At 67.0% G+C, this 26726-nt stretch carries 25 protein-coding genes, 2 tRNA genes and 1 pseudogene; 13 read left to right on the top strand and 15 right to left on the bottom strand.

Annotated features, from left to right (window positions below; all coding sequences use genetic code 11):
• The 3 genes and pseudogenes from NA8_RS34335 to NA8_RS11765 all read left to right on the top strand — a co-directional run.
• A pseudogene (locus tag NA8_RS34335) lies at positions 1-549 on the top strand (serine/threonine protein kinase); the annotation flags it as partial.
• Positions 546-2447 carry a Stk1 family PASTA domain-containing Ser/Thr kinase gene (gene pknB, locus NA8_RS11770; protein WP_063050395.1) on the top strand — a complete coding sequence of 634 codons (1902 nt, stop codon included), beginning with the start codon at positions 546-548 and terminating at the stop codon, positions 2445-2447. The pseudogene NA8_RS34335 and the gene pknB, both read left to right, overlap by 4 nt.
• A gap of 106 nt (positions 2448-2553) precedes the next feature.
• Entirely contained in the window at positions 2554-2973 is a 420-nt protein-coding gene (locus tag NA8_RS11765) for a CBS domain-containing protein (protein ID WP_063050394.1), read from the top strand.
• A 285-nt stretch (positions 2974-3258) separates the two neighbouring features.
• Here NA8_RS11765 and NA8_RS11760 read toward each other — a convergent pair whose 3' ends face one another.
• Both NA8_RS11760 and NA8_RS11755 read right to left on the bottom strand, forming a co-directional pair.
• Positions 3259-3939, bottom strand: coding sequence for a RibD family protein (locus NA8_RS11760; protein WP_063050393.1), 681 nt, complete (start codon positions 3937-3939; stop codon positions 3259-3261).
• On the bottom strand, positions 3936-4580 hold the full coding sequence (locus tag NA8_RS11755) for an aminodeoxychorismate/anthranilate synthase component II (protein ID WP_063050392.1): 645 nt from the start codon (positions 4578-4580) through the stop codon (positions 3936-3938). Before NA8_RS11755 ends, NA8_RS11760 begins: the two co-directional genes overlap by 4 nt.
• 96 nt (positions 4581-4676) lie before the next feature.
• Here NA8_RS11755 and crgA point away from each other — a divergent pair, with 96 nt between their 5' ends.
• Both crgA and NA8_RS11745 read left to right on the top strand, forming a co-directional pair.
• Positions 4677-4940 (top strand): cell division protein CrgA, encoded by a 264-nt coding sequence (gene crgA, locus NA8_RS11750; RefSeq protein ID WP_040871406.1) that lies wholly within the window; start codon positions 4677-4679, stop codon positions 4938-4940.
• 89 nt (positions 4941-5029) lie between these two features.
• Entirely contained in the window at positions 5030-5515 is a 486-nt protein-coding gene (locus NA8_RS11745; RefSeq protein WP_063050391.1) for a PH domain-containing protein, read from the top strand.
• Positions 5516-5570: 55 nt separating this feature from the next.
• Here NA8_RS11745 and NA8_RS11740 read toward each other — a convergent pair whose 3' ends face one another.
• The 5 genes from NA8_RS11740 to NA8_RS11720 form a co-directional block, all read right to left on the bottom strand.
• Positions 5571-6443, bottom strand: coding sequence for a rhomboid family intramembrane serine protease (locus NA8_RS11740; protein ID WP_063050390.1), 873 nt, complete (start codon positions 6441-6443; stop codon positions 5571-5573).
• A gap of 4 nt (positions 6444-6447) precedes the next feature.
• A complete protein-coding gene (locus NA8_RS11735) occupies positions 6448-6975 on the bottom strand; it encodes a peptidylprolyl isomerase (RefSeq protein ID WP_063050432.1) in 528 nt (175 codons plus the stop codon).
• Positions 6976-7309: 334 nt separating this feature from the next.
• The gene (locus NA8_RS11730) at positions 7310-8158 is read right to left on the bottom strand and encodes an ABC transporter permease (RefSeq protein ID WP_063050389.1); all 849 of its coding nucleotides are present in this window, start codon (positions 8156-8158) and stop codon (positions 7310-7312) included.
• Complete coding sequence (locus tag NA8_RS11725; RefSeq protein ID WP_063050388.1) at positions 8155-9156, bottom strand: ATP-binding cassette domain-containing protein; 1002 nt, start codon at positions 9154-9156, stop codon at positions 8155-8157. Before NA8_RS11725 ends, NA8_RS11730 begins: the two co-directional genes overlap by 4 nt.
• 821 nt (positions 9157-9977) lie before the next feature.
• Positions 9978-10904, bottom strand: a complete 927-nt coding sequence (locus tag NA8_RS11720; RefSeq protein ID WP_063050431.1) for an acyl-CoA dehydrogenase family protein — start codon at positions 10902-10904, stop codon at positions 9978-9980.
• Positions 10905-11195: 291 nt separating this feature from the next.
• On the opposite strand from NA8_RS11720, the gene NA8_RS32635 reads away from it, so the two are divergent.
• On the top strand, positions 11196-11900 hold the full coding sequence (locus NA8_RS32635) for a YoaK family protein (protein ID WP_245663785.1): 705 nt from the start codon (positions 11196-11198) through the stop codon (positions 11898-11900).
• 79 nt (positions 11901-11979) lie between these two features.
• On the opposite strand, the gene NA8_RS35010 is transcribed toward NA8_RS32635, so the two are convergent.
• The 8 genes from NA8_RS35010 to NA8_RS11675 all read right to left on the bottom strand — a co-directional run bounded on the left by NA8_RS35010 (position 11980) and on the right by NA8_RS11675 (position 19150).
• Positions 11980-12534, bottom strand: a complete 555-nt coding sequence (locus NA8_RS35010) for a C40 family peptidase (RefSeq protein ID WP_439957378.1) — start codon at positions 12532-12534, stop codon at positions 11980-11982.
• Between the two features lie 656 nt (positions 12535-13190).
• The gene (locus NA8_RS11705; RefSeq protein ID WP_063050387.1) at positions 13191-13982 is read right to left on the bottom strand and encodes a hypothetical protein; all 792 of its coding nucleotides are present in this window, start codon (positions 13980-13982) and stop codon (positions 13191-13193) included.
• The gene (locus NA8_RS11700) at positions 13982-14680 is read right to left on the bottom strand and encodes a ParA family protein (protein ID WP_063050386.1); all 699 of its coding nucleotides are present in this window, start codon (positions 14678-14680) and stop codon (positions 13982-13984) included. Before NA8_RS11700 ends, NA8_RS11705 begins: the two co-directional genes overlap by 1 nt.
• Positions 14681-14879: 199 nt before the next feature.
• Positions 14880-14952 (bottom strand) — tRNA-Ala (locus tag NA8_RS11695).
• 110 nt (positions 14953-15062) lie between these two features.
• Positions 15063-16640, bottom strand: coding sequence for a bifunctional 3-(3-hydroxy-phenyl)propionate/3-hydroxycinnamic acid hydroxylase MhpA (gene mhpA / locus NA8_RS11690; RefSeq protein WP_157106650.1), 1578 nt, complete (start codon positions 16638-16640; stop codon positions 15063-15065).
• A complete protein-coding gene (locus NA8_RS11685) occupies positions 16637-16993 on the bottom strand; it encodes a DoxX family protein (protein ID WP_063050428.1) in 357 nt (118 codons plus the stop codon). Before NA8_RS11685 ends, mhpA begins: the two co-directional genes overlap by 4 nt.
• Before the next feature lie 91 nt (positions 16994-17084).
• Positions 17085-18020: a fumarylacetoacetate hydrolase family protein gene (locus NA8_RS11680; RefSeq protein ID WP_063050384.1), complete on the bottom strand. Its 936-nt coding sequence runs from the start codon at positions 18018-18020 to the stop codon at positions 17085-17087.
• On the bottom strand, positions 18017-19150 hold the full coding sequence (locus tag NA8_RS11675) for a VOC family protein (RefSeq protein ID WP_157106649.1): 1134 nt from the start codon (positions 19148-19150) through the stop codon (positions 18017-18019). The genes NA8_RS11680 and NA8_RS11675 overlap by 4 nt, the downstream gene beginning before the upstream one ends.
• Positions 19151-19282: 132 nt before the next feature.
• Between NA8_RS11675 and NA8_RS11670 the strand changes: the two genes are divergently transcribed.
• The 7 genes from NA8_RS11670 (at position 19283) to NA8_RS11635 (ending at position 26710) form a co-directional block, all read left to right on the top strand.
• Positions 19283-19918 (top strand): TetR/AcrR family transcriptional regulator, encoded by a 636-nt coding sequence (locus NA8_RS11670; RefSeq protein WP_063050382.1) that lies wholly within the window; start codon positions 19283-19285, stop codon positions 19916-19918.
• A gap of 284 nt (positions 19919-20202) precedes the next feature.
• A tRNA-Ala gene (locus tag NA8_RS11660) sits at positions 20203-20275 on the top strand.
• 321 nt (positions 20276-20596) lie between these two features.
• The gene (locus NA8_RS11655; protein ID WP_063050380.1) at positions 20597-21241 is read left to right on the top strand and encodes a hypothetical protein; all 645 of its coding nucleotides are present in this window, start codon (positions 20597-20599) and stop codon (positions 21239-21241) included.
• A gap of 505 nt (positions 21242-21746) precedes the next feature.
• On the top strand, positions 21747-22514 hold the full coding sequence (locus NA8_RS11650; RefSeq protein WP_084466703.1) for an ABC transporter ATP-binding protein: 768 nt from the start codon (positions 21747-21749) through the stop codon (positions 22512-22514).
• On the top strand, positions 22508-24856 hold the full coding sequence (locus NA8_RS11645) for an FtsX-like permease family protein (protein WP_063050378.1): 2349 nt from the start codon (positions 22508-22510) through the stop codon (positions 24854-24856). The genes NA8_RS11650 and NA8_RS11645 overlap by 7 nt, the downstream gene beginning before the upstream one ends.
• A gap of 156 nt (positions 24857-25012) precedes the next feature.
• Positions 25013-25384, top strand: coding sequence for a hypothetical protein (locus tag NA8_RS11640; protein WP_063050377.1), 372 nt, complete (start codon positions 25013-25015; stop codon positions 25382-25384).
• 312 nt (positions 25385-25696) lie between these two features.
• On the top strand, positions 25697-26710 hold the full coding sequence (locus NA8_RS11635; RefSeq protein WP_063050376.1) for a medium chain dehydrogenase/reductase family protein: 1014 nt from the start codon (positions 25697-25699) through the stop codon (positions 26708-26710).
• The last annotated feature ends 16 nt before the right edge of the window (positions 26711-26726 follow it).

The raw sequence follows: 26726 nt of genomic DNA, 5'->3' as shown, positions 1-26726 counted from the left end.
GCCGCGGGCGCGGTGGGCGCGGCCAATCGCGGTGGCACCATCGCGGCTCCGGCCACGGTGCTGAGCCGTGGCGCGGCGGGCGGTCCCCCGCCCGATAACGGCGGCAGGTTCACCACGACCCAGAAATGGCTGACCGGGCTGGGCATCGGCGCCGTGCTGCTCGGTGCGCTGACGGCCTACCTGCTCTTCGGTGGAGACACCAATCCGGATTCCACGCCGTCGCCGACCGTGACGGTCGCGCCGAGCCCCAAGCCCGCCCCGCCGGTGGCCACGACCACCCCCAAGCCCGCACCCGCGCCGGTGGACACCGAGACCTACGAACCGCCCACCACCGAGCCGAAGACCACGACACCGGAGCCGACGACGACCACCCCGCCGCCCACCAGCACGGCACCGAGCACGACGAAGCCGACGACCACCGCGCCCACCGCCACCAGCAGCCGTCCGCGCATCCCGACTCTCGACATACCATTCCCGGAGATTCCCGGTGCCCGAGGGCCTTCGGCCACCCGCAGCGGATCCGCCACTTCTTCGCAAGGACTGCCATGACGACCCCGAAGAATCTCTCGTCTCGCTACGAGCTGGGCGAGATCATCGGGTTCGGCGGTATGTCCGAGGTGCACAAGGCTCGCGACATCCGGCTGAGCCGGGACGTGGCGATCAAGGTCCTGCGGGCGGACCTGGCCCGCGACCCCACGTTCTACCTGCGGTTCAAGCGCGAGGCGCAGAACGCGGCCGCGCTCAATCATCCGGCCATCGTCGCGGTCTACGACACCGGCGAGGCCGAGGTGGACGGCGGCCCGCTGCCGTACATCGTGATGGAGTACGTCGACGGCGACACGCTGCGCGACATCGTGCGTGGCAAGGGACCGCTTCCACCGCGCCGCGCGATGGAGATCATCGCGGATGTCTGCGCCGCCTTGGACTTCAGCCACAAGGCCGGGATCGTGCACCGGGACATGAAGCCCGCGAACATCATGATCAACCGCTCGGGTGCGGTGAAGGTGATGGACTTCGGCATCGCGCGCGCACTCGCCGACAGCTCCAACCCCATGACCCAGACCGCGGCGGTGATCGGCACCGCGCAGTACCTCTCCCCGGAGCAGGCGCGCGGCGAAACGGTGGACGCGCGCTCGGACGTCTACTCCGTCGGTTGTGTGTTGTTCGAGATCCTCACCGCGGAGCCGCCTTTCACGGGTGATTCCCCGGTCGCCGTCGCCTACCAGCACGTGCGGGAAGACCCGCGACTGCCCTCGCACGTGTATTCCGGCGTGCCGCGCGAACTGGACTCGGTCGTGCTCAAGGCGATGAGCAAGAATCCGGCCAACCGATACCAGACCGCCGCCGAGATGCGCGCCGACCTGATCCGGGTGCTCGGCGGCCAGAAGCCCAGCGCCCCGATGGTGATGACCGACGAGGACCGCACCACCATGATGAGCGCGGACGAGCCCCCGCCGCGCAACTACCGTACGGTCGAGCGCCACGACGACACCGCCGAGCAGGATCCGGCCGAGCCGAACGGACGGCGCCGGACCGCCTACATCGCGATCGGCGCCGTCGCGGCCGTCGCGGTGGCTTTCGCGCTGTTCTGGGTGCTGCTCGGGCCGGGAAGCCGACCGGACCAGGTGGCCATTCCCGACCTGTCCAACAAGTCCTCGCAGCAAGCGCAGGACGCGCTGCAGAAACTCGGCTTCACGGTGGCGATCCAGCAGAAGCCCGACAGCAAGGTCGCCACGGGCAACGTGATCGCGACCCAGCCGCTCGGCGGCTCGCGGATCGACGAGGGCAGCACGGTCACGGTCCAGGTGTCCTCGGGTCCCGCGCAGGTTCAGGTGCCGAAGCTGACCGGGCTGTCCCAAGAGCAGGCCGAGCAGGTCTTGAACTCCAAGGGCCTGCGGATCAATCCGAACGTCGAGCGCAAACCGTCGAGCACCGCCGAGAAGGACCAGGTGATCGAGCAGAACCCGTCGCCGGGTTCGAAGGTCGACGTCGACTGGGAAATCGTCGTCACGGTCGGCACCGGTCCGGAGGCGGTGCGCGTTCCCTACGTCGTCGGGCAGAGCATCGACGTGGCCCAGCCGAATATCGAGGGCAACGGCTTCAAGGTCGTCGTCCAGGAGGTGCAGTCCTCGAAGCCCAAGGGTGAGGTGGTCGCCTCCAGCCCGGCAGGCGGCAGCAGCGCGGAGAAGGGTTCCACGGTCACCGTCCAGGTGTCCGCGGGTGACCTGAAGATGCCGTCGCTGGTGGGTCTCACCGTCTCGCAGGCGGTGGAGAAGCTGCGCGCGGAAGGCTGGACCGGCAGCACCAGCCAGATCAGCCAGTCCCCGCAGGGCACCTTCGACGCTGGCAATGTCGGCCGCATCCTCAGCCAGCAGCCGTCCGCGGGCAGTTCGATCCAGAAGAACAGCGCCATCCTGGTCGGCGTGGGGGTGCTCGGCCCGCCGTGATCGGCGCTGCCGCCGGTATCCAGAAAACGAGACCAACCGGTGTGAATTGCGGGAGAATGATGCTGCTTCATCCCAATCAGCGCAGCTGAGTACGAGGAGGTAGCTCATGACCACTGCCAGGGACATCATGAAACCGGGCGTCCAGTGGATTTCGAAGGACACGACGATCGAGCAGGCCGCACGAACCATGGCCGAACTGAACGTCGGGTCCCTGATCATCTCCGACCAGAACGAGCGGATGTGCGGCATCGTCACCGACCGCGACATCGTGGTGAAGTGCATCGCCCAGGGCAAGGCCCCATCGGATTGCCAGGTGGATGAACTGTGTGAATCGACGCCCCGGTGGGTCGATGCCAACGCCGACATCGCGGAAGTCCTCGACGAGATGGAAAGCAACCGGGTCAAGCGCATGCCGGTCATCGAGGACAAGCGGCTGGTCGGCATGATCAGCGAGGCGGACCTGGCCCGGCATCTGGACGACAACCAGCTCGGCGAGTTCGTGACCGCCGTCTACGGACGTCCCTAGGTTTCGGACCGGCGCGGAGGAACGTACCCGACAACGTCTTCCGTGTCCGCACAAAAGCACTTCGGCACCGTGCGGCCGCGCTCCCGCTCGGCGATGAAATCGAGCCGGCCGGGTGCCAGGTGAGTTCGGGCCGCGGACGGCCGATGGCCGTCCGCGGCCGCTCGTCCTCGACGGCCCCGCTGCGCGATCAAGCTGACAGCCTCGCGATTGCGGCGTCGCGGCAAGCCGCGCCGAGCTGTCTCGCGCGTGCGCCACGGGTGCGGGATCGTCGAGGTGGCACCGGCGTCAGGCAGGCTCGGCCTTCGGTAGGTAACGCAACACCGCGACGTCCCCGACTTGCGTCACGCCCGTGAGCCGCATCCGGCGATGAGGTGCGCCCGGAAAGTCGGCCGGGTCGAGAATGCGCGGCGCCGCGATGTCGCCCACCAGGATCGGAGCGATCGCTAGATGCAGTTCGTCGGCCAGATCGGCGGCCAGGAACGCGGTGTGAATGCGGGTGCCGCCCTCCACCATGAGCCGGTCGACACCCCGTCGGCCCAGGTCGTCCAGCATCGCGCCGAAATCGAGTTCGGTACCGAGGTCCACGACCTCGGCCGATCCGGCCAGGCGGCCGGTGAGCTTCGGCGCGCCCGCCGCGGTGGTGTACACGATCTTGTCGCCGCCGCAGTGCCAGAACCGCAGCTCCGGAGCCAAGTCGCCACTCGCCGAGACGGTCACCTTCAGCGGAAATTCCGGTTTGCCCGCCGCGACGCGCGCCGCCCTGCGTTCGGCGCTGTCGACCAGCAACCGCGGGTTGTCGCTGCGCAGCGTCTGCGCGCCGACCAGGACGGCGTCGGAGTCCGCGCGGACCTGGTCCACCCGGTCGAAGTCCGCCGCGTCGGACAAGCGCAGCCGCTGCGGGCTCGCGTCGTCGATGTACCCGTCGATGCTCGCCGCGACCGACAGCAGCACATGCGGACGGGTCACTGCAGCACCAGCGCGGCGACCTCCGCCTCCAGCGTCTGCACCAAGCCCTCGGCGGGGCGCTCCCCGCACACGCCGAGCCAGTTGGCCAGCATCCGGTGCCCACCCTGGGTGAGCACCGATTCCGGGTGGAACTGCACGCCGTGGATGGGCAAGGTGCGATGACGCATGGCCATCACGATTCCGCTCTCGGTGCGTCCGAGCACCTCGATCTGCTCGGGCAGGGTGTCTTCGACGACGGTGAGCGAGTGGTAGCGCGTGGCGGTGAACGGGTCGGGCAGACCGGCCAGCACGCCCGCGCCGATGTGGAAGACCTCGCTCGTCTTCCCGTGCAGCAGCTCCGGGGCCCTGGTGACGGTGGCGCCGAACGCCTCGCCGATCGCCTGGTGTCCGAGGCACACGCCGAGCAGCGGAACACTCTGCTCCGCGCAGGCGCGCACCAACGGGATGCTGGCGCCCGCCCGGTCCGGCGTACCGGGGCCCGGACTGATCAAAATGCCGTCGAAATCTCGTACGACCGCGCCGACGTCGGCCAGATTCGGATCGTCGTTGCGCCAGACGACAGCGTCGACACCGAGTTGCCCGAGGTACTGCACCAGGTTGAAGACGAAGCTGTCGTAATTGTCGACGACCAGAACACGCATGACATCGAGATTACGTCCCCGCCCGGCACCGCGTCGCATCCATTACCTGTTGGGATAGCCTAGAGACCACGACCTGCAGCCGAATACGAGGACGTCATGCCCAAGTCGAAGGTCCGTAAGAAGACCGACTATACGATCAACCCCGCCAGCCGGACGCCGGTGAAGGTGAAGGCTGGGCCGTCTCCGGTCTGGTATGTCGCCATCATGCTCGGGTTCATGCTCGCCGGGCTGGTGTGGCTGCTCGTCTACTACCTGGCGGCCGAGCAGATCAGCTGGATGAACGACCTCAACGCCTGGAACTTCCTGATCGGCTTCGGCCTGATGGTGGTCGGGCTGATCATGACGATGCGCTGGCGCTGAGCATAACGCCGACCCGGATTACAGACGTGTCATTCATGCACACCTGTGGATGAGCCTGTGGACAACTCGAGGAGCGATTGGGGAGTGCTGTGAGTCCGGAACTTTCCGCCCCCGGCCCGCGGGAGCGCGAAGAGCCGCACCTGGCCTGGACCACGCCGACACCCGCGCTCGTCGCGGTCACCGTGGGCGGCATCGCGCTGGCCGTCGCCGCGGTTGTCACCTCCGAGGCGGCCAGCCGCCTGCTCGTGGGACTCGCCGCCGTCGGATTGCTCGCCCTTGCCGGGCTCGGGTTCCGGCAACGCCCGCGGCTGTCGGTGATAACCGGCGCGCAACCCCGCATGGTCGTCCGCACGCTGACGGGGGCGGACGAATACGCCCCGCAGCAGATCATCCGCGCCCGCGTGGTGAGCTACCGGCGCCTCGGGCGCAAGATGCCGATGTTGGAACTCGACGTCCAGCACAACGGCGCGGAGCGGCTGTTGATCTTCGGCCGCTGGGATCTGGGCGCCAACCCTGAAGTCGTCTACCAGGACCTGGTCGGAGCACTGCGGCTCACCGAGGACAAGACCCGCTGACGGTGCATTCGTCCCACGCCGGACGCGAATGTTTCACGTGAAGCGAATCCGCGTGTCACACAGTCGAAGTGATCGCGCTCACCGCTACTGTCGCCAGCGCCGCGACGGCGACGAGCGCCACCGCTGCCCAGCCGACCATCCGTGCCGCTTGCGGAGTCTTCACTCGCAGCCACGCGGGCAGGAACAAGATGCCGAGTGTCGCGAGCGTGCCCGCGGCCAGACCGCCGAGATGGCCCCAGAGCGAGATGCCGGGCAGCGACAAACTGATGAAGACGTTGATGCCGATGATGATGAGCATCTGATTCGGGTTCTGCCGCAGCCGGATCAGGATGATCGTGATCGCACCGAACAAGCCGTACACCGCGCCGGACGCGCCCGCCGTAAGGCTGTTCTGCGAGAACAGCATGACCCCGGCGGACCCGCCGAGCAGCGAAGCCGAGTACACCGCGAGATAGCGCAATCGTCCCAACACCAGCTCGGCATCGCGGCCCACCACGAACAGGGCGAACATGTTGAGCAGCAGGTGGATCGGGCCGTAGTGCAGGAACCCGGACCCGAGCACCCGCCACCATTCGCCATCGGCGACGGCGGGTGCCCACAGCACCCAGTCCAGGAACAGCGCGGAGCCCCGCTGGTTGTCCATCAGGCTCTTCGATTGGATCGCGGTGATCGCGTAGATCACCACGTTGATCGCGATCAGCGCATAGGTCGCATAAGGTGCGGACGTCCGTGCCGCTGCCGCGCCCGAGACCGTCCGCACCGGCGCGACGCCGCGCTGATCCGCGCGCAGACAGTCGACACAGTGTTGGCCGACGGCGGCGGGACGCAGGCATTCCGCACAGGACGGCCGCCCGCACCGCGTGCAGGCCAGGCCGGTCGGGCGATTCGGATGGCGGACGCACGTGGGTGCGGGCGGCTGGGGGTTCATAGTCTCATTCGATCGTGATCTTGGTGATGACGACGGGTTCCAGCGGCCGGTCGTTGCGATCGGTCCTGGTGGTCGCGATCGAGTCGACGACCTTCCGGGAATCCGGGTCCACCACTTCACCGAAGATCGTGTGCTTGCGGTTGAGATGCGGCTGCGGGCGGACGGTGATGAAGAACTGCGAGCCGTTGGTGCCCGGCCCCGCGTTGGCCATCGCCAGCAAGTAGCCCCGGTCGAACCGCAGCTCCGGGTGGAACTCGTCGCCGAACTCGTAACCCGGCCCGCCGCGACCGGTACCGGTGGGATCGCCACCCTGGATCATGAATCCGGCCATCACGCGATGGAACAGAGCGCCGTCATAGAACGGGCCGGTGTTGCCCCCGCTGGCGTTCGCGGTGGTGTACGGCGCCGAACCCTCGGCGAGACCTAGGAAATTGCGCACCGTCTTGGGCGCGTGGTTACCGAAGAGCGCGAGCTTGATATCGCCGTGATTCGTGTGCAGCGTTGCCACGGATGTCTGATTCGGTGAGGTCACGACGCCCATCGTGCCACGGTCGGCTATCCAGCCGCGGAACTGGGCCGGACCGTGCTGTGAGCTGGGCCTGCTGCGCGAATCGGCGGGCTGTGCCTAGAGTGGTGCCATGACCTCGGGGCGCTTGCATGTCTCTTCGCGTTCACGTAACCGGCTCCTCCTCGCGACGGCCGTCGCGCTGGCTGGCGGCGTGGCCTATCTGGTCCGTACCCGGCGGCCGCAACAGCCGGAACCAGCCCCCGCTCCCCCGCGCATCGGGTACTCCCGGAACGGCTCCGCGCCGACACCCTTGGCGGAAGCCGGCGCGGAACACGATCACTGATTCGGGAATCGCTGGTCAGCGACTGACGGTCTTCTTGTACTGACGCAGAGCCAGCGGCACGAACACCACCATGATCACCACCACCCACGCCAGGGAGGTGATAACCGGGTGCCGCAGCGGCCAAGCTTCCGACGTCGGTGCGATCGGGCTGGTGTTGCCGAACAGGTCACGCGTCGCCTGGGTCAGCGCGGATACCGGGTTCCACTCCGCGATCACCCGTAGGACGGTGGGCAACTTATCACTGGGGACGAACGTGTTGGCGATGAAAGTGAGCGGGAAGATCACCATGAAGCTGGCGTTGTTGAACACCTCCGGCGCCCGCACCAGCAGGCCCACCACGGCCATGATCCAAGACACCGCGTAGGCGAACAGCAGCAGCAGGATGTAGGCCAGCACCGCGTCCAGGAACGAACCGCGAATCCGCCAGCCGACGACCAGACCGGTCAGCGACATCACCGTCAGGCTGACCACGTTGATCACCACATCGCTGATCGTGCGGCCGACCAGCACCGCCGAGGAAGCCATCGGCAGCGAGCGGAATCGGTCGATGATGCCCTTCTGCATGTCCTCGGCCAGTCCCGCACCGGTGAAGGTCGCGCCGAACACCACGGTCTGCGCGAAGATGCCCGCGATGAGGAACTCACGGTATCCGCCGGACAGACCGGGCACATCGATGGCCGCGCCGAAGACGTAGGCGAACAGCAGCACGAACATGATCGGCGAGAGCGTGGAGAAGATCAGGACGTCGGGCACCCGCTTGATCTTGATGACATTGCGTTTCGCGATCGTCACGCTGTCGCTGACCACGATGGACAGTCGCTCGCCCAGCGAGGGCCGTATCAGGACCGGTGCCGTCGCGGTCATCGGATGGTTCCTTCCGTAGCTTCCAGCTTGTCGTTCGCCGCGTCGGGGCCGGCGCTCGCCTCCGCTTCGTGGCCGGTGAGGGTGAGGAAGACGTCGTCGAGGGACGTGCGGCGCAGCCCGACATCGTGGATCTGCACGTTGTGCTCGGCCAGCCGCCCCACCGCCGCCACCAGAGCCTGCGATCCGTCGACGACCGGTACGGTGATCCGGCGCAACCCCGGTTCGAGGTGGATCTCGCCGTCGGCCAGGCTTCTCAGCGCCGTCTCGGCCGTCGCGAGATTGTCGACGCGGTCGACGGTCAACTCGATCCGGTCACCGCCGACCATGGTCTTGAGTTCGTCCGCGGTGCCCTTGGCGATCACCTTGCCGTGGTCGATCACGGCGATCGAATCGGCGAGCCGATCCGCCTCCTCCATGTACTGCGTGGTGAGCAGCAACGTGGTCCCGCCTGCGACCAATTCCTCGATGACGTCCCAAAGATCCAGACGCGCGCGGGGGTCCAGCCCGGTGGTCGGCTCGTCGAGAAACAGGACGGGTGGATTCGCGACCAGCGCGCCCGCCAGGTCGAGGCGACGGCGCATACCGCCGGAGTAGCCCTTGACCGGCCGGTCCGCGGCGTCGGTGAGCCGGAATCGTTCGAGCAATTCGCGCGCGCGTTCCTTACTTCGCTGCACGCCCATGTGATAAAGACGTCCCACCATTTCCAAATTCTCGAAACCGGTGAGATATTCGTCGACCGCGGCGTATTGCCCCGACGCACCGATACGGGAACGCAACGCCTGCGGCTCGCGCAGCACATCGATTCCCGCGACCGTAGCGTGCCCGGCATCCGGCACCAGCAGGGTGGTGAACACCCGGACAGTGGTGGTCTTACCTGCGCCGTTGGGTCCGAGCAGTGCGGTGACGGTCCCTTCCGGGACCCTCAGGTCGAGGCCGTCGAGGGCCACCAGTTGGCCGTATCGTTTGACCAGACCCTCGGCGACTATTGCGTCGGGCATGATTCTCCTGGGGTTGATGAGTTCGATGTGATGCAGTGCGGCGCCAGGCGCCCGACGACTCGCTGGATCGGGTGACCGGCCGATACCCGAGTCAGTATTGTCCTGCCCGCCGACAATTTCATCCGATTTGTTCGGCGTGGGCGGCCTCGCGAACGGCACGGGCAACAGCAGGAGGCCGCATTCCGATCCAGTCGGTGCTCGGGGGTACCGGATCGGAATGCGACCGATTCGATGATCCGGCGTGCCCCGGCATCGGAGCGCGCGTAGTGGACTACCCGAATCGGGGATGACCCGTACTCGAATGGAGGAAGTTCGAGCAAGAGCCGTAGCGACGAGCGGGTGCGCTTCGCGGGAACCGTGGAGTCGGTGAACACGAACACATGTTCGCATCGGGGTATGACAAGTTCGGCCTTCACGCACGCCGCGCGACGCCACACCCGACGTGGTCGACACGCCCGGACTTCCATCGATTTCGTGGCGCGGCGACTGGTCGGCATGTTCCGTGCCGCTCGGTGCCGTAGCAGTTCACGCCCGCGAAAATCCCCGGAAAAGGTTACTCGCCAAGGCTTTTGGCAAACATTAGGCCAACGGTCCGAAGCGAGGCGGCCGCCGATCGCGCGGCAACAGCCGCCGCGGGGTGTCCGGAAGGTGAGCCAACCCGAAAAACTTGGAACGTGGCCGTCCCCCACGCGCACACAATCGCACATCATCGAGTAGCATCGTTCACGTCGGCCCCTCCCCCCCGGGCCGACCCTACGCGGGCCTCGGCTAACTCCCCCCCTTCGCCGAGGCCCGCTCCCCATTTCAGGCCAGGGCGAGCGCTATTCCGACTGGTCGTCCGGTTCTATCGCCCGCCACGCGGCGGTGAGCCGCTGCCCACGCACCCGCCCGGCGGTGGCCAGCAGCGGCCGGTCTCGTTCCCACCTCTGTCGCGTCACCGGGTCCGCGGACTGCCACAACGGCTCGAGCTCGGCAAGCAGCGATCCGAACAGTTCGAAGACGCCGCCGAGGGCGATGTGCACGCCCGCGGAACTCGGCGCGGCGATGTCCAGGCCGCGCACCGCGGCCACCACGGTCAGCAGCTGTTGCCGACTCGCCCGCGGCCAGTCCGACGCCCGGGCCACCCGAACCAGCCAGCCCAGCGTGGCGGCCAGCACGTGGATGTCCTCGATCGTCCGGAACGGCTTGAGGTAGTCCAGATACCCGTCGCCGGGCAGCACCAGCGCGGGCGCACCGGTCAGCACGACGGATGCGTGCGGAACCTCGGGCGCGAACGGGAGCGCGGGACGATCGGTGAGACGCACGCCGGCTTCGCCTGCCCCGACCATGCAGGCGCGCAGCCGATTCCGTCCGTCGGGCGCCGCGCCGACAGTGGCGATCACCACCAACTGTCCTGCGAACGAGCCCATGGTCGCGAACGACTTCGTCCCGTCGACCAGCCAGGCCCCGTCCCGTTCGGTGAGCGTTGTGCGGATCGCGGCGGGGTGGCCGCCGCCCTCCTCGGTCGCGCACATCGCGACCAGCTCGTCGTCCGGCAGGTCCGGAATCAGCGTCCGCAACGCCTCCTGATAGCCGGACAGGAAGGCGAACCCGAGCCGGTCGGCGCCGAAGCCGCCCGCGATCGCGACCTCCACCGGCTGGTCGAATCGGTTCGCGGCCACGCGATGTCGCGTCCATGCCGCGGCGACATCGTCCAGCGGAGCGGTCGCCACCGGCTCGGTCAGCAGGAAGTCGAACAGAGTATCCACCTCAGCACGGTAACCGAGCAGCGATTCCCTCCGGGCCGGCTCGGCCACCTGCCACATGCGGCCGCGCAGATCCATGCCCTGCCACGTCGTGCCGCCGCCTGCGCGCCCCGAGCAATCGCGAGACCAACCCCAGCCGCCGCGTCCGGACGCTCGATACCGGTTGTGCCGGGTGACCGCGCGGGAACCCCTCGCCGCCGCGGGACCGTGACGATCTATCGGCGCTGCGTCGGCGAATTCGATGATCTGCCTGCTTCACTGGGGTGTCGCGTCGTACCGAAAGGAGTTCGACCTGTGCCGGAACTGGAGGAAAGTCGGAGAAAAGCGCTTTTCGACTCCGAGGCCAGACTGTCCTGGGTACTGGCCGCACTAGCCGGGCTGATCGGCGCTGCGGCATTCATGCATACGGCCGGTTATTTCGTCACCTTCATGACGGGCAATACCGAACGGGGTGTCCTCGGATACTTCCACGACGAGCCGGACCTGGCGTTGGCGGCCACCGGATTGCTGATGTCATTCCTCTCCGGTGTCGTCGTGGCCTCGTGGTGCCGCAGGCGTTACTGGTCCGGGCACCCGCACGGATCCACCCTGCTCACCACCGTGTGCCTGGCGCTCGCATCGATCATCGACATCCTGGAGTATCTGAGGGGAGTCGAGCCGATCGGGCTGCTGCCGATCATGCTCGTCGCCTTCGGTGTCGGGGCGCTCAACACATCGTTCGTGCAGAACGGTGAGGTGTCGGTGCCGCTCAGTTACGTCACCGGGACGCTGGTCAAGATGGGGCAGGGTATCGAACGTCATCTCAGTGGCGGCGACTACGCCGACTGGCTCGGATACTTCCTGCTCTACGCCGGTTTCGTGCTCGGCGCGCTGCTCGGCGGACTGCTGAGCCTGCTGGTGGCGGGCTGGGCGATGCTGATCACCGCGACCGTGGTGTGCCTGCTCGTCACCGGATTCACCTACCTGCACCTGGACCGGCACGGTCCCCTCACGGACTGAGTAGCCGGGCATCTGTCGGTGCTCGTCGCGGCAGTCTCTCCCGGACCGAGCACTGTCGGCGCGGATTCACCAGAGGAAGTCAGAATCGGCGGGCACCGGTCACCGGCATCGAAGAGAGCGGGGAAGTGGTCACCCCTATGCCGTAAGTCGATGCGTGGATGACTTTGCCGTCGCCGGCGTAGAGGGCGGAGTGGCTTCCGCCGTAGAACGACACCACGTCGCCTGGCTGCAGCTCGTCGAGCGGCACCGGCATACCGGTGGCGAGCTGGTCGTAGCTGGTGCGCGGCAGCTCCACGCCGGCCTGCTCGTAGGACCACTGCACCAAACCGGAGCAATCGAAGGAATCCGGGCCGACCGCGCCGTAGCTGTAATCGGAGCCGAGTTTGGTTCGTGCCGCGTCGACTGCCGTCTCTCCGGCACTCTTCTGCGGTATCACCGCCGCGGGCGGGGTGGGCGCCCTCGGCATGATGTCCGGGAACTCGGCGAGGAACGGGAGTTCGATCTCCGGGAGTGCGCCCAGGAGCGGAATCTCGATCGCCGGAATGATCGTCGGCACCGGCAGTTCGATCGCCGGGACGACGACCGAGATCGGGAACTCGACCGCCGGGCCGAGCGTGGCCGGTGCGATCTCGATCGCCGGGCCGAGCGCGGCCGGTGCGATCTCGATGTGCGAGACGGCAGTAGCGGCACCGGCCCCGATTTCCGGGATTCCGGCCGTTACCGGAGCTTGCGCGACCGGAAGGATAGCGTTGTTCCGGAACAGCTTCTCCGGTGCGTCGGGAAGCGGTATTTCGTCGGAAACCTCGAATGTTCCTACGCCCGGGATGGTCACCGGCTGGGCCGATGCCTCCGCGGCGTTGAACAACATGCCCAGCAGGGCGGCCGCTCCCGCGGTGAGTGCCCAGAAAACAGCACGCCGCAGGTAGCGGATATATCGGACGTCGGTCGATGATGCCATGATGCGGTCCTCCGATGCTCATATCGCTTGCCTTCGGTGGGCCGTACGACGCCGTGGTTCGCGGCGCGCGGGACGTCACCAAAGACTTCGAATTGATTCGAAAACCATCACGGTGATTCGTCAGTCCAGCGGATCCGATCCGAGCGTTCACCTTTCGGCATATATCGCACCTTGTAAAGCGCAACGCGCCTTTGATTTCGTAACGAAATAATAACTCGTTTCGCCGCGTTGTCCTGCAATATGAATTCCGCGGCACCGAAATGTATTCATCCGGAGACACTGCGCCCCGCAGGGAAAAGGTTCCGCCGCGGGGCGCGTCGTCTTTTCGTGGTTCACGCGGTGATCTGTTCCTCGATCTGCCTGGCGATCGTCCGGAGCTTCGCCGCGAACTCGCGGGCCGCGCGCGGGTCGTCGTTGGACCCTCTGACGAGGCGCTTGGTCAGCGCGGCGAGCCGGGATTCCATGGCGGTGAAGATGTCGGCCGCACGGTCGTTCTCGTTGCCCCGCAATTCACCGCGCAACCACGCCTGAAGGCGCTCGATCACCACTTCTTCGTCATAGCGTTCGGGCAGGAGGGCCACCGCTTGCCGAAGCTTTCCCGCGGTGACCTTCACATCGGCGCCCGCCGCCACGGTGGTGTACACGGTGACCGCCGCGTCTTCGCCGTATTCGGCCGCCACCGGCAGCAGTTCACGCACCTGGCCCTCGTTGATCGCGGGCGCGATCGGATGCAGCCGCGCGGCCAGCGGCCAGGCGCGAATGAGCTTGTGGGCGTAGGACCGCTGCATGTCCCACCGCTGTTCCACGTACTCGTCGAACGTCTCGTGGCTGTCGCGGTACAGCCGGCCGTCGCGCACGATCTGCAGGGCCCGCCCGGCCGCCCAGAACGCGATTCGCAGCGTGTCGATCGACGATTCGCACACCGTCAACTGCGCTCGCTCGCGGTCGCTCAGCGGGCCGTCACCCGCGTCGGGCACCGGCATGGTCAAGACGTTCGGGCTCACGGCCGGCTTCGGCCGCCGCCATTCGGCATCGCGCAGCGGTGAGACGGGCGGGGTGTGCTCCGCGGTGTCGGACAGCGGATTGGCGCCGCCGATCGAACCCTTCCTGCGTTGTGGAGGCATCAGGCCGGCACCTCCAATAGTGCCCGGTACGCATTCACCAGCTCGTCGCCCACCTGCCGGTACTCGCCGAGATCCTCGATCGGGTTCTCCGCGCCCTCCCCGACCTCCCCGTCGGCCGCTTCTCGATACCATTTCCACGCGCTCAAATAGGAATCGAAGACGTCGTAGCCCGCGCTCTCCAGGTATCCCCGCTGCGCCCGGTATTCGGTCGAGACATTCACACCTTTCTTCATGATCACCGGGACTTTCGTCATCAGCACCCGAACCCGTATTTCCCGGTTGCTGTCGGCCGCTGCCTCCTCGGCGGCTTTGAAGGTGCTCGGTACGCGTTTCACCTCGGACGGGCTGACACTCGTCAACAGCAAGAGTTCATCGCTCTCGGGAATCGCGGCCTTGAATATCTCGGCCGACTCACCCCCGGCATCAACGATGATGACGTCGAAATCGGCGGCATTGTCGGTGATGCAGTCGTCGACGTGCCGTGAGGGGAAAGCGACAAGATCGAAAGGCACCTCGATGCCCCCTTTGACCAGGCGCCGGTACCAGGAGTATCCGGTCTGGCTGAGCGGGTCGGCGTCGATCACCAGCACCCGCCGTTCGTGAACCGAAGCGAAGTAGCTCGCCAAGAAGAACGCTGATGTCGTTTTACCGACACCGCCCTTGAGATTCCCCAGCGTGATGACCAGAGGTTCGGGCAATTCGAGTGGCGCAACAGAATTCGTCATAGACGGTCCTCCGAGGGTGAGGAGTGCATTACTGTGCCGGGCCAGTCTGGCACAGTACGGGCGAATACCGCCTGATTGCGACGTGTTGCTGCGGCTGTGCCGCCACTGGTTTGTGTCCAATTGGACACAAACATCAGCGGCGTATCCCTCGAAACCTCGAGTCCGTAATCAGTGGAGCCTAGGGGAATCGAACCCCTAACCCCTGCCTTGCAAAGGCAGTGCTCTGCCAATTGAGCTAAGGCCCCAGGGTTTCAGCGGGTGGTCACCTCGTGCCACATGTCCGCGTCGCTGCGCCGGCGCAGCTTGGAGATGCCGAAGAGAACCAGGAGCACGACACCGGCGGTGAGGAGAAGTTTCATGGTTTCCACCCTACTGCGCTGCCGGAAGCGGGCCCAGGAGGGCTCGAGCCGTCGGCGTGATCCTCGCGAGCGCGCGAACCGAATCGTGGCATGGCTGCGCAGAGTTCCAGCAAGTCCCGGCCGGAGCGCTGCACGGCGCCGTCCGGACGGACGAGAACCGCACGGGCGCCACCACGCCGCAGCCACCTCCGCAGATCGGTCCCTGGGGCTGCCGTCACCACCACTCCCCCGCGCTCGCTGACCAGTGTGCGCTGCGCGGAGGTCGGCTGAACCGCGGTGACGATCGCGTACCGGCCCCCGACGACATCGTCGTAACGACGACCGTCCTCCAGGACCACGTTGGGCACCAGATGGCCCGCGCGGCCGCCACCCAAGCGCGGCCGCGCGACCAGCACGGACCGGCGTAGCGGTGGTGTCTCGCCGCTGGTGACCAGTGCGTGGAAACCGGGCAGGCGACGCAGGCGCGGAGCGAGAAGACGGCGCAGCAGGTCGCCCAGTTGACCGCCCTCGGTCATCGCCATTCCGGTGAACTTCGCGAGCCGAATCATGTTTCGCGCGTGTGGTTTTCGTTCGATCTCGTAGGAGCCCAGTAGTTGCTCGGGCAGATCTCCGGCGAGCACGCCCGCGAGCTTCCAGGTGAGGTTGGCCGCGTCCCGCAGGCCCGCGCCCATGCCCTGGCCGATGAACGGTGGGGTGAGATGGGCGGCGTCGCCCAGCAGGAAGACCCGGCCGGCCCGCCAGCGGTCGGCGAGCTGCGCGCGGAAGGTGTACTCGGCCACCCGGAGCAACTGGACTTCCTTCACCGGAACGTCGCCGGTCCAGGGGCGGATCAGCTCGTGAACCCGGCCGATCTGCTCGTAATCGGCCGCTGCCTCACCGGGACGCAGGCGGAACTCCCATCGATACCGTGTCGTTCCGATGCGCATGTAGGTCGCGGCGCGGAAGGGATCGCAGACCTGATGCACGCCTTCCCATGCCCCGAGGTCGGCCGTGGTAACCGCGTCGACGACCAGCCACCGTTGCTCGAAGTTCAGCTCACGCATCTCGGCGCCGATGGACGCGCGAACCAGGCTGTTCGCCCCGTCGCAGCCCAGGACGTACCGCGCATGGACCGCTTCCGTCGCGCCGGTGGTCCGGTCGGTGAAGTCGACCCGGACGCCGCGGATCTCCTGGGTCACCGCCGTGACTTCGGCGTCGCCCCGGACGGTCACTCCCGTATGACGCTGCGCCGCGGTACGCAGAATCGCCTCCAGCTCCGGTTGGTCGAACATGTTCGCGTCCGGGTACCCGTTGCGGCCGCCTGCTGGATCGCGGTGGAATTCGGCCAGCACCCGCAGGTCCCGGTCGAGCAGACGCAGGCCGAGCGCCGGCCGGGAGATGGCGCCGAATTCGTCCCCGACACCCAACCTTGCCAGGAGCCTGCGGATTTCGCCGTCCAAGTGCACCGCCCGCGGTTGCGGATAGATGCCTTCCCACCGTTCCAGGACCAGTGACTCGACACCGTATCGGGCGAGCAGGAGGGCCGCGGTGAGCCCGGTGGGTCCGGCGCCGACGATCACGACCGGAACGTTCACCTGGCGGCTCCCACCAGCGTCACGAGATACGCGACAGCGACGAGGCAACCCACGATCGCCGGGGCGAACTCGCGCACGCCGTCGCCGATGCGCACGTGGACGACGACGGCGCCGACCAGCAACAGCGCCAGGCCGACCCCCGCCGCGAGGCCGAGCTGCCACCAGCCGATGCCGAGCAGGAGCCCGAGGGCGCCGGCGATCTCCGCGAAGCCGATGCCCCGGTAGGCGGCGACGGAGTAACCGGTGTGCGCAGCCCGTTCCCGCATCGACGGCACCACCAATATCTTCGCCACACCGATCGCCGAGAAGAACACGGCGAGCACCGCGGCGAGCAGGACCGATGCGACGCTCATCGGAGCGCCCCGGGCTTCCGCTCGGGCGCGTACCGGTACGGCATCGCCGCGACAGCGCTCTCGTCGCCGGTGTGGTCGAGTTCGACAGCGGTCACCGGTACCTCACCGTGGTGCGCTGGCGGCCGAGGTCGATCGCGCCGTCGTCGGTGGCTATCGCGGCCTCGACGACGTCGCCGTCGTGCAGGTACTTCGGGTTCTTGGCCTGGCTTTTGAAGAACATCTTCCACTTGACCGCGGGTGGAAGCAGCGAGCCGATGATCTCGACCGGTTTGGGCGGAGCGCTGATCGCCGTGCCGATGGGGGTTCCGGTGAGCAGCAGGTCGCCGGCGTCCATGCGCTGGAAACCGGTCAATGCCCGCAAGGTCTCCAACGGCCGGTAGATCATGTCGGCGACCGTCATGTCCTGACGCAGCCCGCCGTTGACCCACAACCGCAGCCGCAGATCGGTGAACCGTTTCAGCTCGTCGTCTTCCAGCAGCACCAACACAGGTCCGACGGGGGTGAAGGTCGGATACGACTTCGCCTCGTAGAACTGGGTTTTCGGCAACTGGACGTCGCGGGCGGAGATGTCGTTGGTGACGACGAGACCGGCGATGTAGTCGGCCAGGTTGTCGCTCGTGATCTCCGATCCGACCGGCATGTCGCGACCGAACACCAGCCCGATCTCCACCTCGTAATCCAGCAGTCGCACGTGCGCGGGCCGGATGACGTCGTCGTGCGGGCCACTGATCGACCCCGAGGCCTTGCGGAAGAACGTCAGCGGCACCGTTGCCGGATCACCGCCGGAATCCTTCACGTGCGAGGCGAAGTTGGTCATCTGAGCGACCACCCGGCACGGCGCGGTCACCGGCGAGACCGGCGCCAGGCTCTCGACCGGCACGACCTCGCCGCTCATGGACGCCGCGCGGATCGCCTGCCGATCCGCCAGCAGTTGCCCGGTGGTGGCCGCCGCGGTGTCGACCCTGGCCGCGCCCGCGGGTGTGACCACCCACCAGGCGTCGGCGGTGCGGAGAACGGAAATGCTCATGAACCGGCTACTTTCAACAGGCCGCGCAGGCGACGGAGATCGAATTCGTTGTCCTCGCGCAGCGTGTCGACCATCGTGCGCAGCTCGCGAAGGGTTTCCCAGCTCGGTTTGAGGCCGAGGAAGTCTTTGCTGGCAGGCGGCCCCCACTGCGCCAGCCCGGACGCGGTGAACGGCGCCCAGCCGGGTTCCACCGTGCAGTCGAACATGTCGCCGTCGCTGAAGTGTTCGACGAGGAATCCGTCCGGGTCGCGCCAGTAGTCGAAGATCTGGCTGCCCTGGATATGCCTGCCGATCCCCCACGACCGGTAGTAACCGTGATCACGCAGGTACTCCCCGCCCGCGGCCATGGCATCCAGGTCGGCGACTTGGTATGCCGAGTGCACGTACCGGTTCGCCGGTCCGAGCACCAGTGCCAGCGTGTGGTGGTCGGCGGGCGTCCGGCCGCGATCACAGCGGATGAAGCTCATCACCGGGCCGTGCTCGCGTTGCCCCGGGTAGTAAAGGAAGTCACTGACGATCAGTCCCAAGTTCCGCAGGTACCACTCGAGCGTTTCGCGATACCTGGTGGTCTGCACCACCACATGTCCCAACCGCTGAACCCGCGCGGGCACCCGGGGTGGCCGCTGCGTCCGATTGACCCGCGCCACTTCGTGCCCGAAGTTGAACGTATGCGGCTGCTGGTCGGGCAGGGCGGGGAGGTTGTCGGTGTCGGCGACTACCCGCACCCGCAATCCGCTCGGGTCGGTCAGTTCGACGGTCGATCCGCCCAGGGTCTCGGGCAGGGGCGCCACCGTGCTGGCTGTGGCCTCGGCCAATCGGAGCAGGTCGGCGGTGTCCGCCGCGCGAAAGGCCGGGCCGACGAACCGCGAGCGCACGCCTCGGCGGATCAGCACGCACGGCGCCTGCGGAGCCGCGCCTCGTAAGTACAGCTCGTCCCCTGTGCGGAACGAGGTGGCGAAACCGAACGCCTGCGCGAAGATCTCGGCACGCTCCAGGTCCGGCTTATCGAATTCCAGCCACGCCAGATCGTGCACTTTCACGATCGGTTCGCGCGCCCGTCCCGGATGTTCGCCCGCTACCGCGCCGTCCTCGCTGTGCAATCCGGTGTGTGGGTCGTGACGGTCCATCAGCGACCACTCCCTTTCCTAGAATGACGATATCGTCACATACGACGTAATATTCAGTCAAGGCTTGCTGAGGAATTCGTCATTATTGAGCCGTAGCGCTACCATGGTCGGGCGCCGACAGGGAGAGGAGCGGGCATGTCCGATCGGACCGAGGTGGAACCCAACCGCCTGGAGCGCCGCAAGGCCCGCACCCGAGCCGCCCTCGTCACGGCTGCCCAGTCGTTCATCGCGACCGGGAAACTGAACGCGCCGATCCTGGAGATCACCCAGGCCGCGGATGTCGGCATGGGTTCGTTCTACAACCACTTCCAGAGCCGGGAGGACTTGTTCCAGGCGGCGGTGGAGGAAGCGCTCGACAAGCACGGCGCGGTACTCGACGACTTGACCGAGGGCATGGACGATCCCGCCGAAGTCTTCGCGCAGAGTTTCCGGCTGACCGGCCGAATGCACCGCAAACTCCCGACACTGAGCAAGGTGCTGCTCAACAGCGGCCTCGCGCTCACCGCCTCCGACAAAGGACTCGCACCCCGCGCTCGGCGCGATATCGAGGCCGCGGTTCGCGCGGGCCGGTTCCAGTCGCGTGACGCGGAGCTGACCATGACGATCGTGTCCGGGGCCGCGCTGTGCCTCGGCCAACTGCTGCACGATCACCCCGAGCGCGACGACGCGGCCGCCACCGATCAGGTCACCGAGGACCTGCTGCGCATGTTCGGCCTACCCGCCGACGAGGCGCACGAGATCTGCTCGCGTCCGCTGCCGTCCCTCGACTAGGCGCCCGCGCGCCGGCCGGCGTCACCCGCTGGTGCCCCGGACGGCGCTCGCGGTGAACTCCTTGTCCAGTTCGGCGCCCTCGATGACGAACCGCCCCAGCTGTGCCCCATCGTGCGCTCCGGTTCGTAGGCCGCGATCCGCGCCACCTCTTCGGCTAACCGGGCCGTACCGCGGCATCACCGCGATCGGCGATCGCCTCGGCGCGATCACCTGCCGCTTTGACCATGTCAGCAGGGAGAAGGTACCGTTTCGAGGCGTCTGTACGCGCAAGCCGTGACACCCGCGGGGCCTTAGCTCAATTGGCAGAGCACTGCCTTTGCAAGGCAGGGGTTAGGGGTTCGATTCCCCTAGGCTCCACTCCTCGAAGGCTCATGCTCGCAAGAGCATGAGCCTTCGTCGTTCCGCGTGTCTGTGAATGCCATCCCCGCACCCCGCCCAGCGGACTTCCCCGGACCATCGACGTGATCGCGTCGAATGGTCGTGGTCCGAGTAGGCGCCCGGCGGACCAGGAAAGGCAAGTGCTCGAAAAGCACCCGCTCAGGTGGTTTTCACGCGTTTCAGAGCCAGAGGGATTCGGGAACCGCCGGCAACTCATGAGCCCCGACGGCGGTGTTCCTGCGTATCGCGATGGGCAAGGGGTAGGCCGCATATGCACCTACTTCGATGAATGGAGGCGTCATGAGGGACGTCGACGACAATGTTTCGGCCGACCGGGGCCATCGGCTCCGAATTCCACGTAGCCGGGGAGCCCTCGGCGGGCTCGCGGTGCTACTCCTGGGCGTCTGGGGTGCGCTGATCCCCTTCCTCGGACCCAACTTCGACTTCGCGTTCACTCCGGACGAACCATGGGTGTGGACGGCGGCGCGTGGGTGGCTCCAAGTACTGCCTGGTGTCACCGCGATCATCGGCGGATTGCTCATGTTGACAAGCCGCAACCGTCTCGTGGCGAGTTTCGGCGGGTGGCTGGCAGTGGCGGCGGGCGTGTGGTTCGTGATCGGGCCGGTACTGGCGGACTCGCTGGGAATAGGGGATGTCGGCGATCCTGTCGCCACCTCCGATCTCAAACGTGCCGTACTACAACTGACGTATTTCTATGGTCTCGGTGCGCTGATACTGTTCTTCGCCGCCACCTCGCTCGGCCGATTGTCGGTGCGGAGTGCGCGCGATATCGCCTTCGCGCAACGCGAAATCGATGCCAGAGCCACCACCGGAGCAGACAATCAGCGCCGCGTAACCGACACGCCAGAACCTGCGGAACCCGCCTCCCGGGCCGATTCCGGAGCGGGTCCGCGGCTGAACAAACCCGGGCTGCACCGTGGCTGAAAAGCCCGTTCTGGGCGGCGTTACCCGTGGACCGCGATCAGGCTCCCGCGGTCCACGCGGGCGAGGGAGAACACGAAAACCAGCCGCGGGGCGGCTGCACAGGCCCCCACCGACATCATCGGCGCAGTACTGCTGTCCTCGATATGGACCACCATCGCCTGGTGAGTCGTCGAACCCGTGTCGATTCAGTCGTCGCAGGCGCAGCATCGCCGAAACCAGCGGCTTCGAAGTCGTCGAACGTTTCCGCGTGCGGTGCCGGGGCGTGGTGTGAGCATGTGAAGGTGTGTCCTGTGTCGGAAACGCCCTGAAATGCGGATCGAGAACCATTTGGTGGCATAACGCCAGCCGTTGCGGCGTTAGCGCCGCTGACCGCGACACCGAAAGCGGTACCTTTCGCTCTGCGCGTTCTCCAGCGATGCGCGAGGTGGTACCGCTATCCAATCGTCGTCGCCATCTGTGACAACCGGCCCTTCTCACGTCGCGGCGGAGTCGCGACGCTGAGGGAATGAGCCGATACGGTCGTGTCGATCCGGTTATCGCTGCGGAGGCGGCCGCGTCGTCGGGGGCTCCGGCGTTGCGGATGGTGCAGGTGGGCAAGACCTACGGCGCGGCGGCCGCGCGGGTCGTCGCGCTGCGAGATGTGGACCTGCAGGTGCGACCCGGTGAGTTCGTGGTTTTGCTGGGGCCGTCGGGATCAGGCAAGACGACGTTGCTGAATCTCATCGGCGGGATCGAGGAGCCATCCACCGGCGTCATCGAGGTCGCCGGCCTGGATATCGGTTCTCTCGACGACAAGCAGCGCACCGACTTTCGGCGCGAGCGGGTGGGATTCGTCTTCCAGTTCTTCAATCTGGTCCCTACCCTGACCGCGCGAGAGAACGTAGAGATCTTGGCGGAGCTGACCGGGCCCGATGCCGCCGCCCGCAGCCGGGCGGCGCTGGAACTGGTCGGTGTCGGCGACGTCGCCGATCGATTCCCGGGACAACTGTCGGGCGGTCAGCAACAGCGGGTGGCCATCGCGCGAGCGATTGTGAAGGAGCCGCCGTTACTGCTGTGCGACGAGCCCACCGGCAGCCTCGACCTCACCACCGGCAGGCAGGTCCTGGCCGTGCTGCGTGATCTGGCTCGCGAGGGCCACCACACGGTCCTGCTGGTGACCCACAACTCCGAGATCGCCCGCATGGCCGACCGTGTGCTGTGGCTGCGCTCGGGTGCGATCAGCCGATCGGAATCGGTGCCCCATCCGATCGAGGCATCGGAGCTGCAATGGTGAGCCGAATACTGTCGCGCAAATTACGGCGCGACCTCTGGCGGCAACGCTGGCAGTTCCTTGCCATCGCCGCGATTCTCTCCATCGGAGTGGCGGTGTTCGTCGCGGCGACCGATGCTTACCGAAATCTCGACCAATCCTTCGCCCGCGCCTACAATACCCAACGTCTTCCCGACGCGATCGTCGCCGGACCGGGCGCCGCCGAGCTGGCCGCGGCAATCCAGCGACTACCCGGCGAGCCGATGGTCGAGGTGCGCCACCAGGCCGACATCGGCATCCGCATTCACGGGCGCGCTTTTCTCGGCCGGGCGGTCGGTGTCCCCGACACCGGACAACCTCTCGTTTCCCGCCTGGCGATTCGGTCGGGTGCGCTGCCGTCTGCCGGAGAGCTGGTAGTCGAACAACATCTCGCCGACCACTACGACCTCCACCCGGGCGATACCGTCGACCTGTTGAGCGCTCGCGGCTGGCAACCGGTGCGTGTCGCGGGTTCGGCGCTGTCGGCCGAATACTTCTGGCCCGCCCGCTCCAGCCAGGAGATCATGACAACGCCGGAGCACTTCGGAGTCGTGTTCGTCCCGGACGAAGACCTCGCCCGGACACTGCCGGACCCCACCGAACAGATCGTGCTGTACGCCGGCGACCGCTCAGCGGCACCCGAGCTGGTGGCCTCGGCCGAACAACTGGCCCTCGCCGCCGGGCTGCAGGTGCTCCCCCGCGATCAACAGCCGTCGTATCGAGCCCTGCAGGATGACGTAAACGCATTCGGCACCTTCGCCAACATGCTGCCCTGGCTGTTTCTGGCCGCAGCCGTACTCGGCACCTACGTGCTGCTGTCACGCGTGGTGGCAGCCCAGCGCGCGATCATCGGAACCCTGGTGGCCAACGGCTTCTCACCCGGTCTGCTGCGCAGGCACTACCTCGGGTATGGATTGGCCTGCGCACTTCTGAGTATCGCCCCCGGGCTAGCCGGCGGCTATCTGCTCGGTGGCTGGATCACCACCCGCTACACCCAGGCACTCGGTCTACCGCTGCACGTCACGGCGCTGCACCCGACCACCTTGCTGACCGCGACAGCCGCGGTGCTGGCCGCCACCGCGGTGGCGGCGTGGGCACCGGCACGCGCCGCGGCACGTATGCGGCCCGCCGAAGCCATGCGCATCGCCCCACCCGCGCGCCGCGGCGGCCGCAGTATCATCGAACGCGCCCTGCCGCTGCTGAATCGCACGCCGGCACGCTGGCGGATGACGCTGCGAGCCGTTCTGCGCAACCGCCGCCGCGCCATCTTCACCGTGATCGGCGTGGCTGTCTCGATGAGCCTGGTCATGGTGTTCGCCGGACTCCGCGACACCGTCATCACGTTGATCGATCGCCAATACGGCCACGTCGCGTTGCAAGACGGCGAGATCGCCACCGCCCCCGGCACGACCGACTCCGTGCTGACACGTGTTCGGCAAGACCCCGATGTCGCCGCGGCCGAACCCGTCGGCCGCTACGACGTCGTCCTCTCCACCGGAGGACGGCACTACGACACCCTAGTGATCAGCCTGCCCGCCTCGACCCAGATGCACCGCTTCACCGCGAAATCCGGGTCGAACCAGCTTTCCGACCATGGTCTACTGCTGGGCTCCGGACTGCGGAGCACACTGGGCCTCGCCGTCGGCGACACGGTCGAAATCTCCGATACCGCGACCGGGCAGCGCTTCACCGCGCCGGTGACCGGGTTCGTCGACGAACCACTATCACCGGTCGCATACGTCTCTACCGACTTTCTGCGGCAGACCGTCGGACCCGTTCCCGACACCGGGGTACTGGTGAGACTTCGGCCCGGCGTGACCGACGAGCAAGCCGTCGCCGACCGGCTCACCGCAATACCCGGCGCGGTCGCCTATCTATCGACCGCCACCCTGGCCTCGGCCATGCGACAAGCGTTCGCCATGTACAACGCGGTGGTCGGCGTCCTGCTCCTCTTCGCCGCGATCATGGCCGCCGCACTGCTGTTCAACGCGATGTCGGCCAATATCGGGGAACGACTCGGCGAACTCGGCGCCCTGCGCGCTGCCGGTATGCGCTCGGGCATGCTGTCGCGCCTGATCGCTACCGAGAACCTCGCCCTCGCCCTCATCGGAATACCCGTCGGCGTCGGATGTGGGATTCTGCTCGCCCGCTGGCTGCTGTCCACCTACGAGAACCAAGGCGCCCACCTCGATCTCGCGATGCGCGCGACCACACCACCGCTGGTGGCGGCCGCCGTCTTCGCTGCTGCTCTCCTCGTCCAATTCCCATCGCTTCGCCAAGTCCGTCGCATCGACATCGCGCGGATCGTCCGTGAACGGTCACTGTGAGCCGGTACGGTCATCTCGCGGTGGCTGCCCGGTCGGCGCCGGCGATGTCAATCGGGACGAAGTCCTCGGCGATGTCAATCGGGACGAAGTCCTCGGCGATGTCAATCGGGACGAAGTCCCCTACCCCGCATCGGGCGACGATCGGACCATGGCCTTATGGAAGAGGTTCTCGCCTACGTCGCTGCGGGATTGGTCGGGCTATGGGGGGTCGCGCACGCGATTCCCACGCGGGCCGTCATCGCCGGGTTCCAAGGGATCTCCGCCGACAACCGCCGGGTGCCGGCTCAGGAATGGCTGGCCGAAGCCGTGACCATGTGGTCATTCGCCACGCTGGTCATCGTGGTGACCGCGGTGGGCAGCGGGACGTCCGCCGCCCACTGGACCTATCGCGTCACCGCTGGAGCATTGCTCGTCCTGGCAGTGCTGACAGCCTTCACCGGCGCCCGCACGCGCGTCGTCTGGTTCAAGATCTGCCCCGTGCTGCTGACCACCGCGGCGATGCTGCTGCTGGTCGCCGGCCTGCCCTGAGCGGGTGAGCGACATCCGCTGATCGAGTGACGGTCATGCGGCTGCCGAGTTCGATAAGGAACTTCCCGTGTGGGCCGCGTCTGGCTCCGATCCGGCGCCGCTTCCTCGCCTGCCTGATCGATCGAGCGGCTGCTCGAAGGCCACCAGGCGATGCTGCGAAGGGGCAAAAGACTCCATGGCGCCGACCGTTCGCCCCTGTCCCGGTGCACTCGTCGCGGTGTCGTATTGAGCAATGGAGTCACCGGCTGCTCCTGCTCCCTTCCCACACGAAGAGGAGTGGATGATGCCGACGACAGAAGGGCGCATGCGGACATGAAGCGTGTCGTTGTTCCCCATTACGGCGGTCCGGAAGTTCTCACCCTTGTCGAGGAAGACGAGCCCGTGCCGGGTCACGGCGAGGTTTGCGTCCGCGTGCTGGCTTCGGGCGTTTCGTTCACCGACAGCCTGCTTCGGGCCGGGACTTATCCGGGTGGACCGAAGCCGCCGTTCACCCCCGGTTACGAGTTCGCGGGGATAGTCCAGCGGGTGGGGCCGGGATGCTCGACACTCCAGCCCGGAGACCATGTGGCGGCGCTCGTCGTGTGGGGCGGATACGCGGAGATGGTCTGCGTGCGAGAGTCCCTCGCGATCAAGGTTCCCGACGATGTCGACCCGGCGACGCTCGTGAGCGTGATCTTCCCGTACATGACCGCCTACCAGCTCATTCACCGCGCGGCGAGGGCAGAGCCTGGGGAAACCGCGCTCTATCACGGAGCGGCGGGACGGGTAGGAGTCGCGCTGCTGGAACTCGCCGAGCCTGCGGGCCTTCGCGTCTACGGAACGGCCGCGACATCGGACTGCGCATTGGTGCAGCGACTCGGCGGCGTACCGATCGACTACACCACCGAAGACTTCCTGACGCGCGTGCGCGCCCTGAACGGCGGCGGAGTCGATGTCGCGTTCGACGGCATCGGCGGCCCGGTGTCCTTGCGCTCCTACCGGGCGTTGCGGCGCGGAGGCAGGCTGGTTCTCTTCGGGCACTACTCCACCCTCGCGCGAGGCCGACGCAGCCGGCTCGGCATGACGAAGTTCTACGGGGCGGGGGCGGCCGCGATGACGGCGGGGCTGATCTCGCCTTCCCGGCGAGTGACGACCTATCGGATCGCGAAATTGCGCGACCGCCACCCCGACTGGTTCCGCGACGACCTGTCCGAACTGATCCGGCTGCTGCGCGAGGGACGAGTCCATCCGGTGGTCGCCGAGCGCATGCCTATGACCGATGCCCGCCGCGCACACGAGGTCCTGCAGAGCACCGCGTCCCAGGGCAAGATCATCTTGGTCCCATGAGCGATCCCACCGACCG

The sequence above is a fragment of the Nocardia arthritidis NBRC 100137 genome, assembly GCF_001612765.1.
In the GTDB taxonomy this organism is placed as follows: domain Bacteria; phylum Actinomycetota; class Actinomycetes; order Mycobacteriales; family Mycobacteriaceae; genus Nocardia; species Nocardia arthritidis.
Note: the sequence above shows the minus strand (reverse complement) of the source record. Positions and strands in the feature narration are given on the sequence as shown.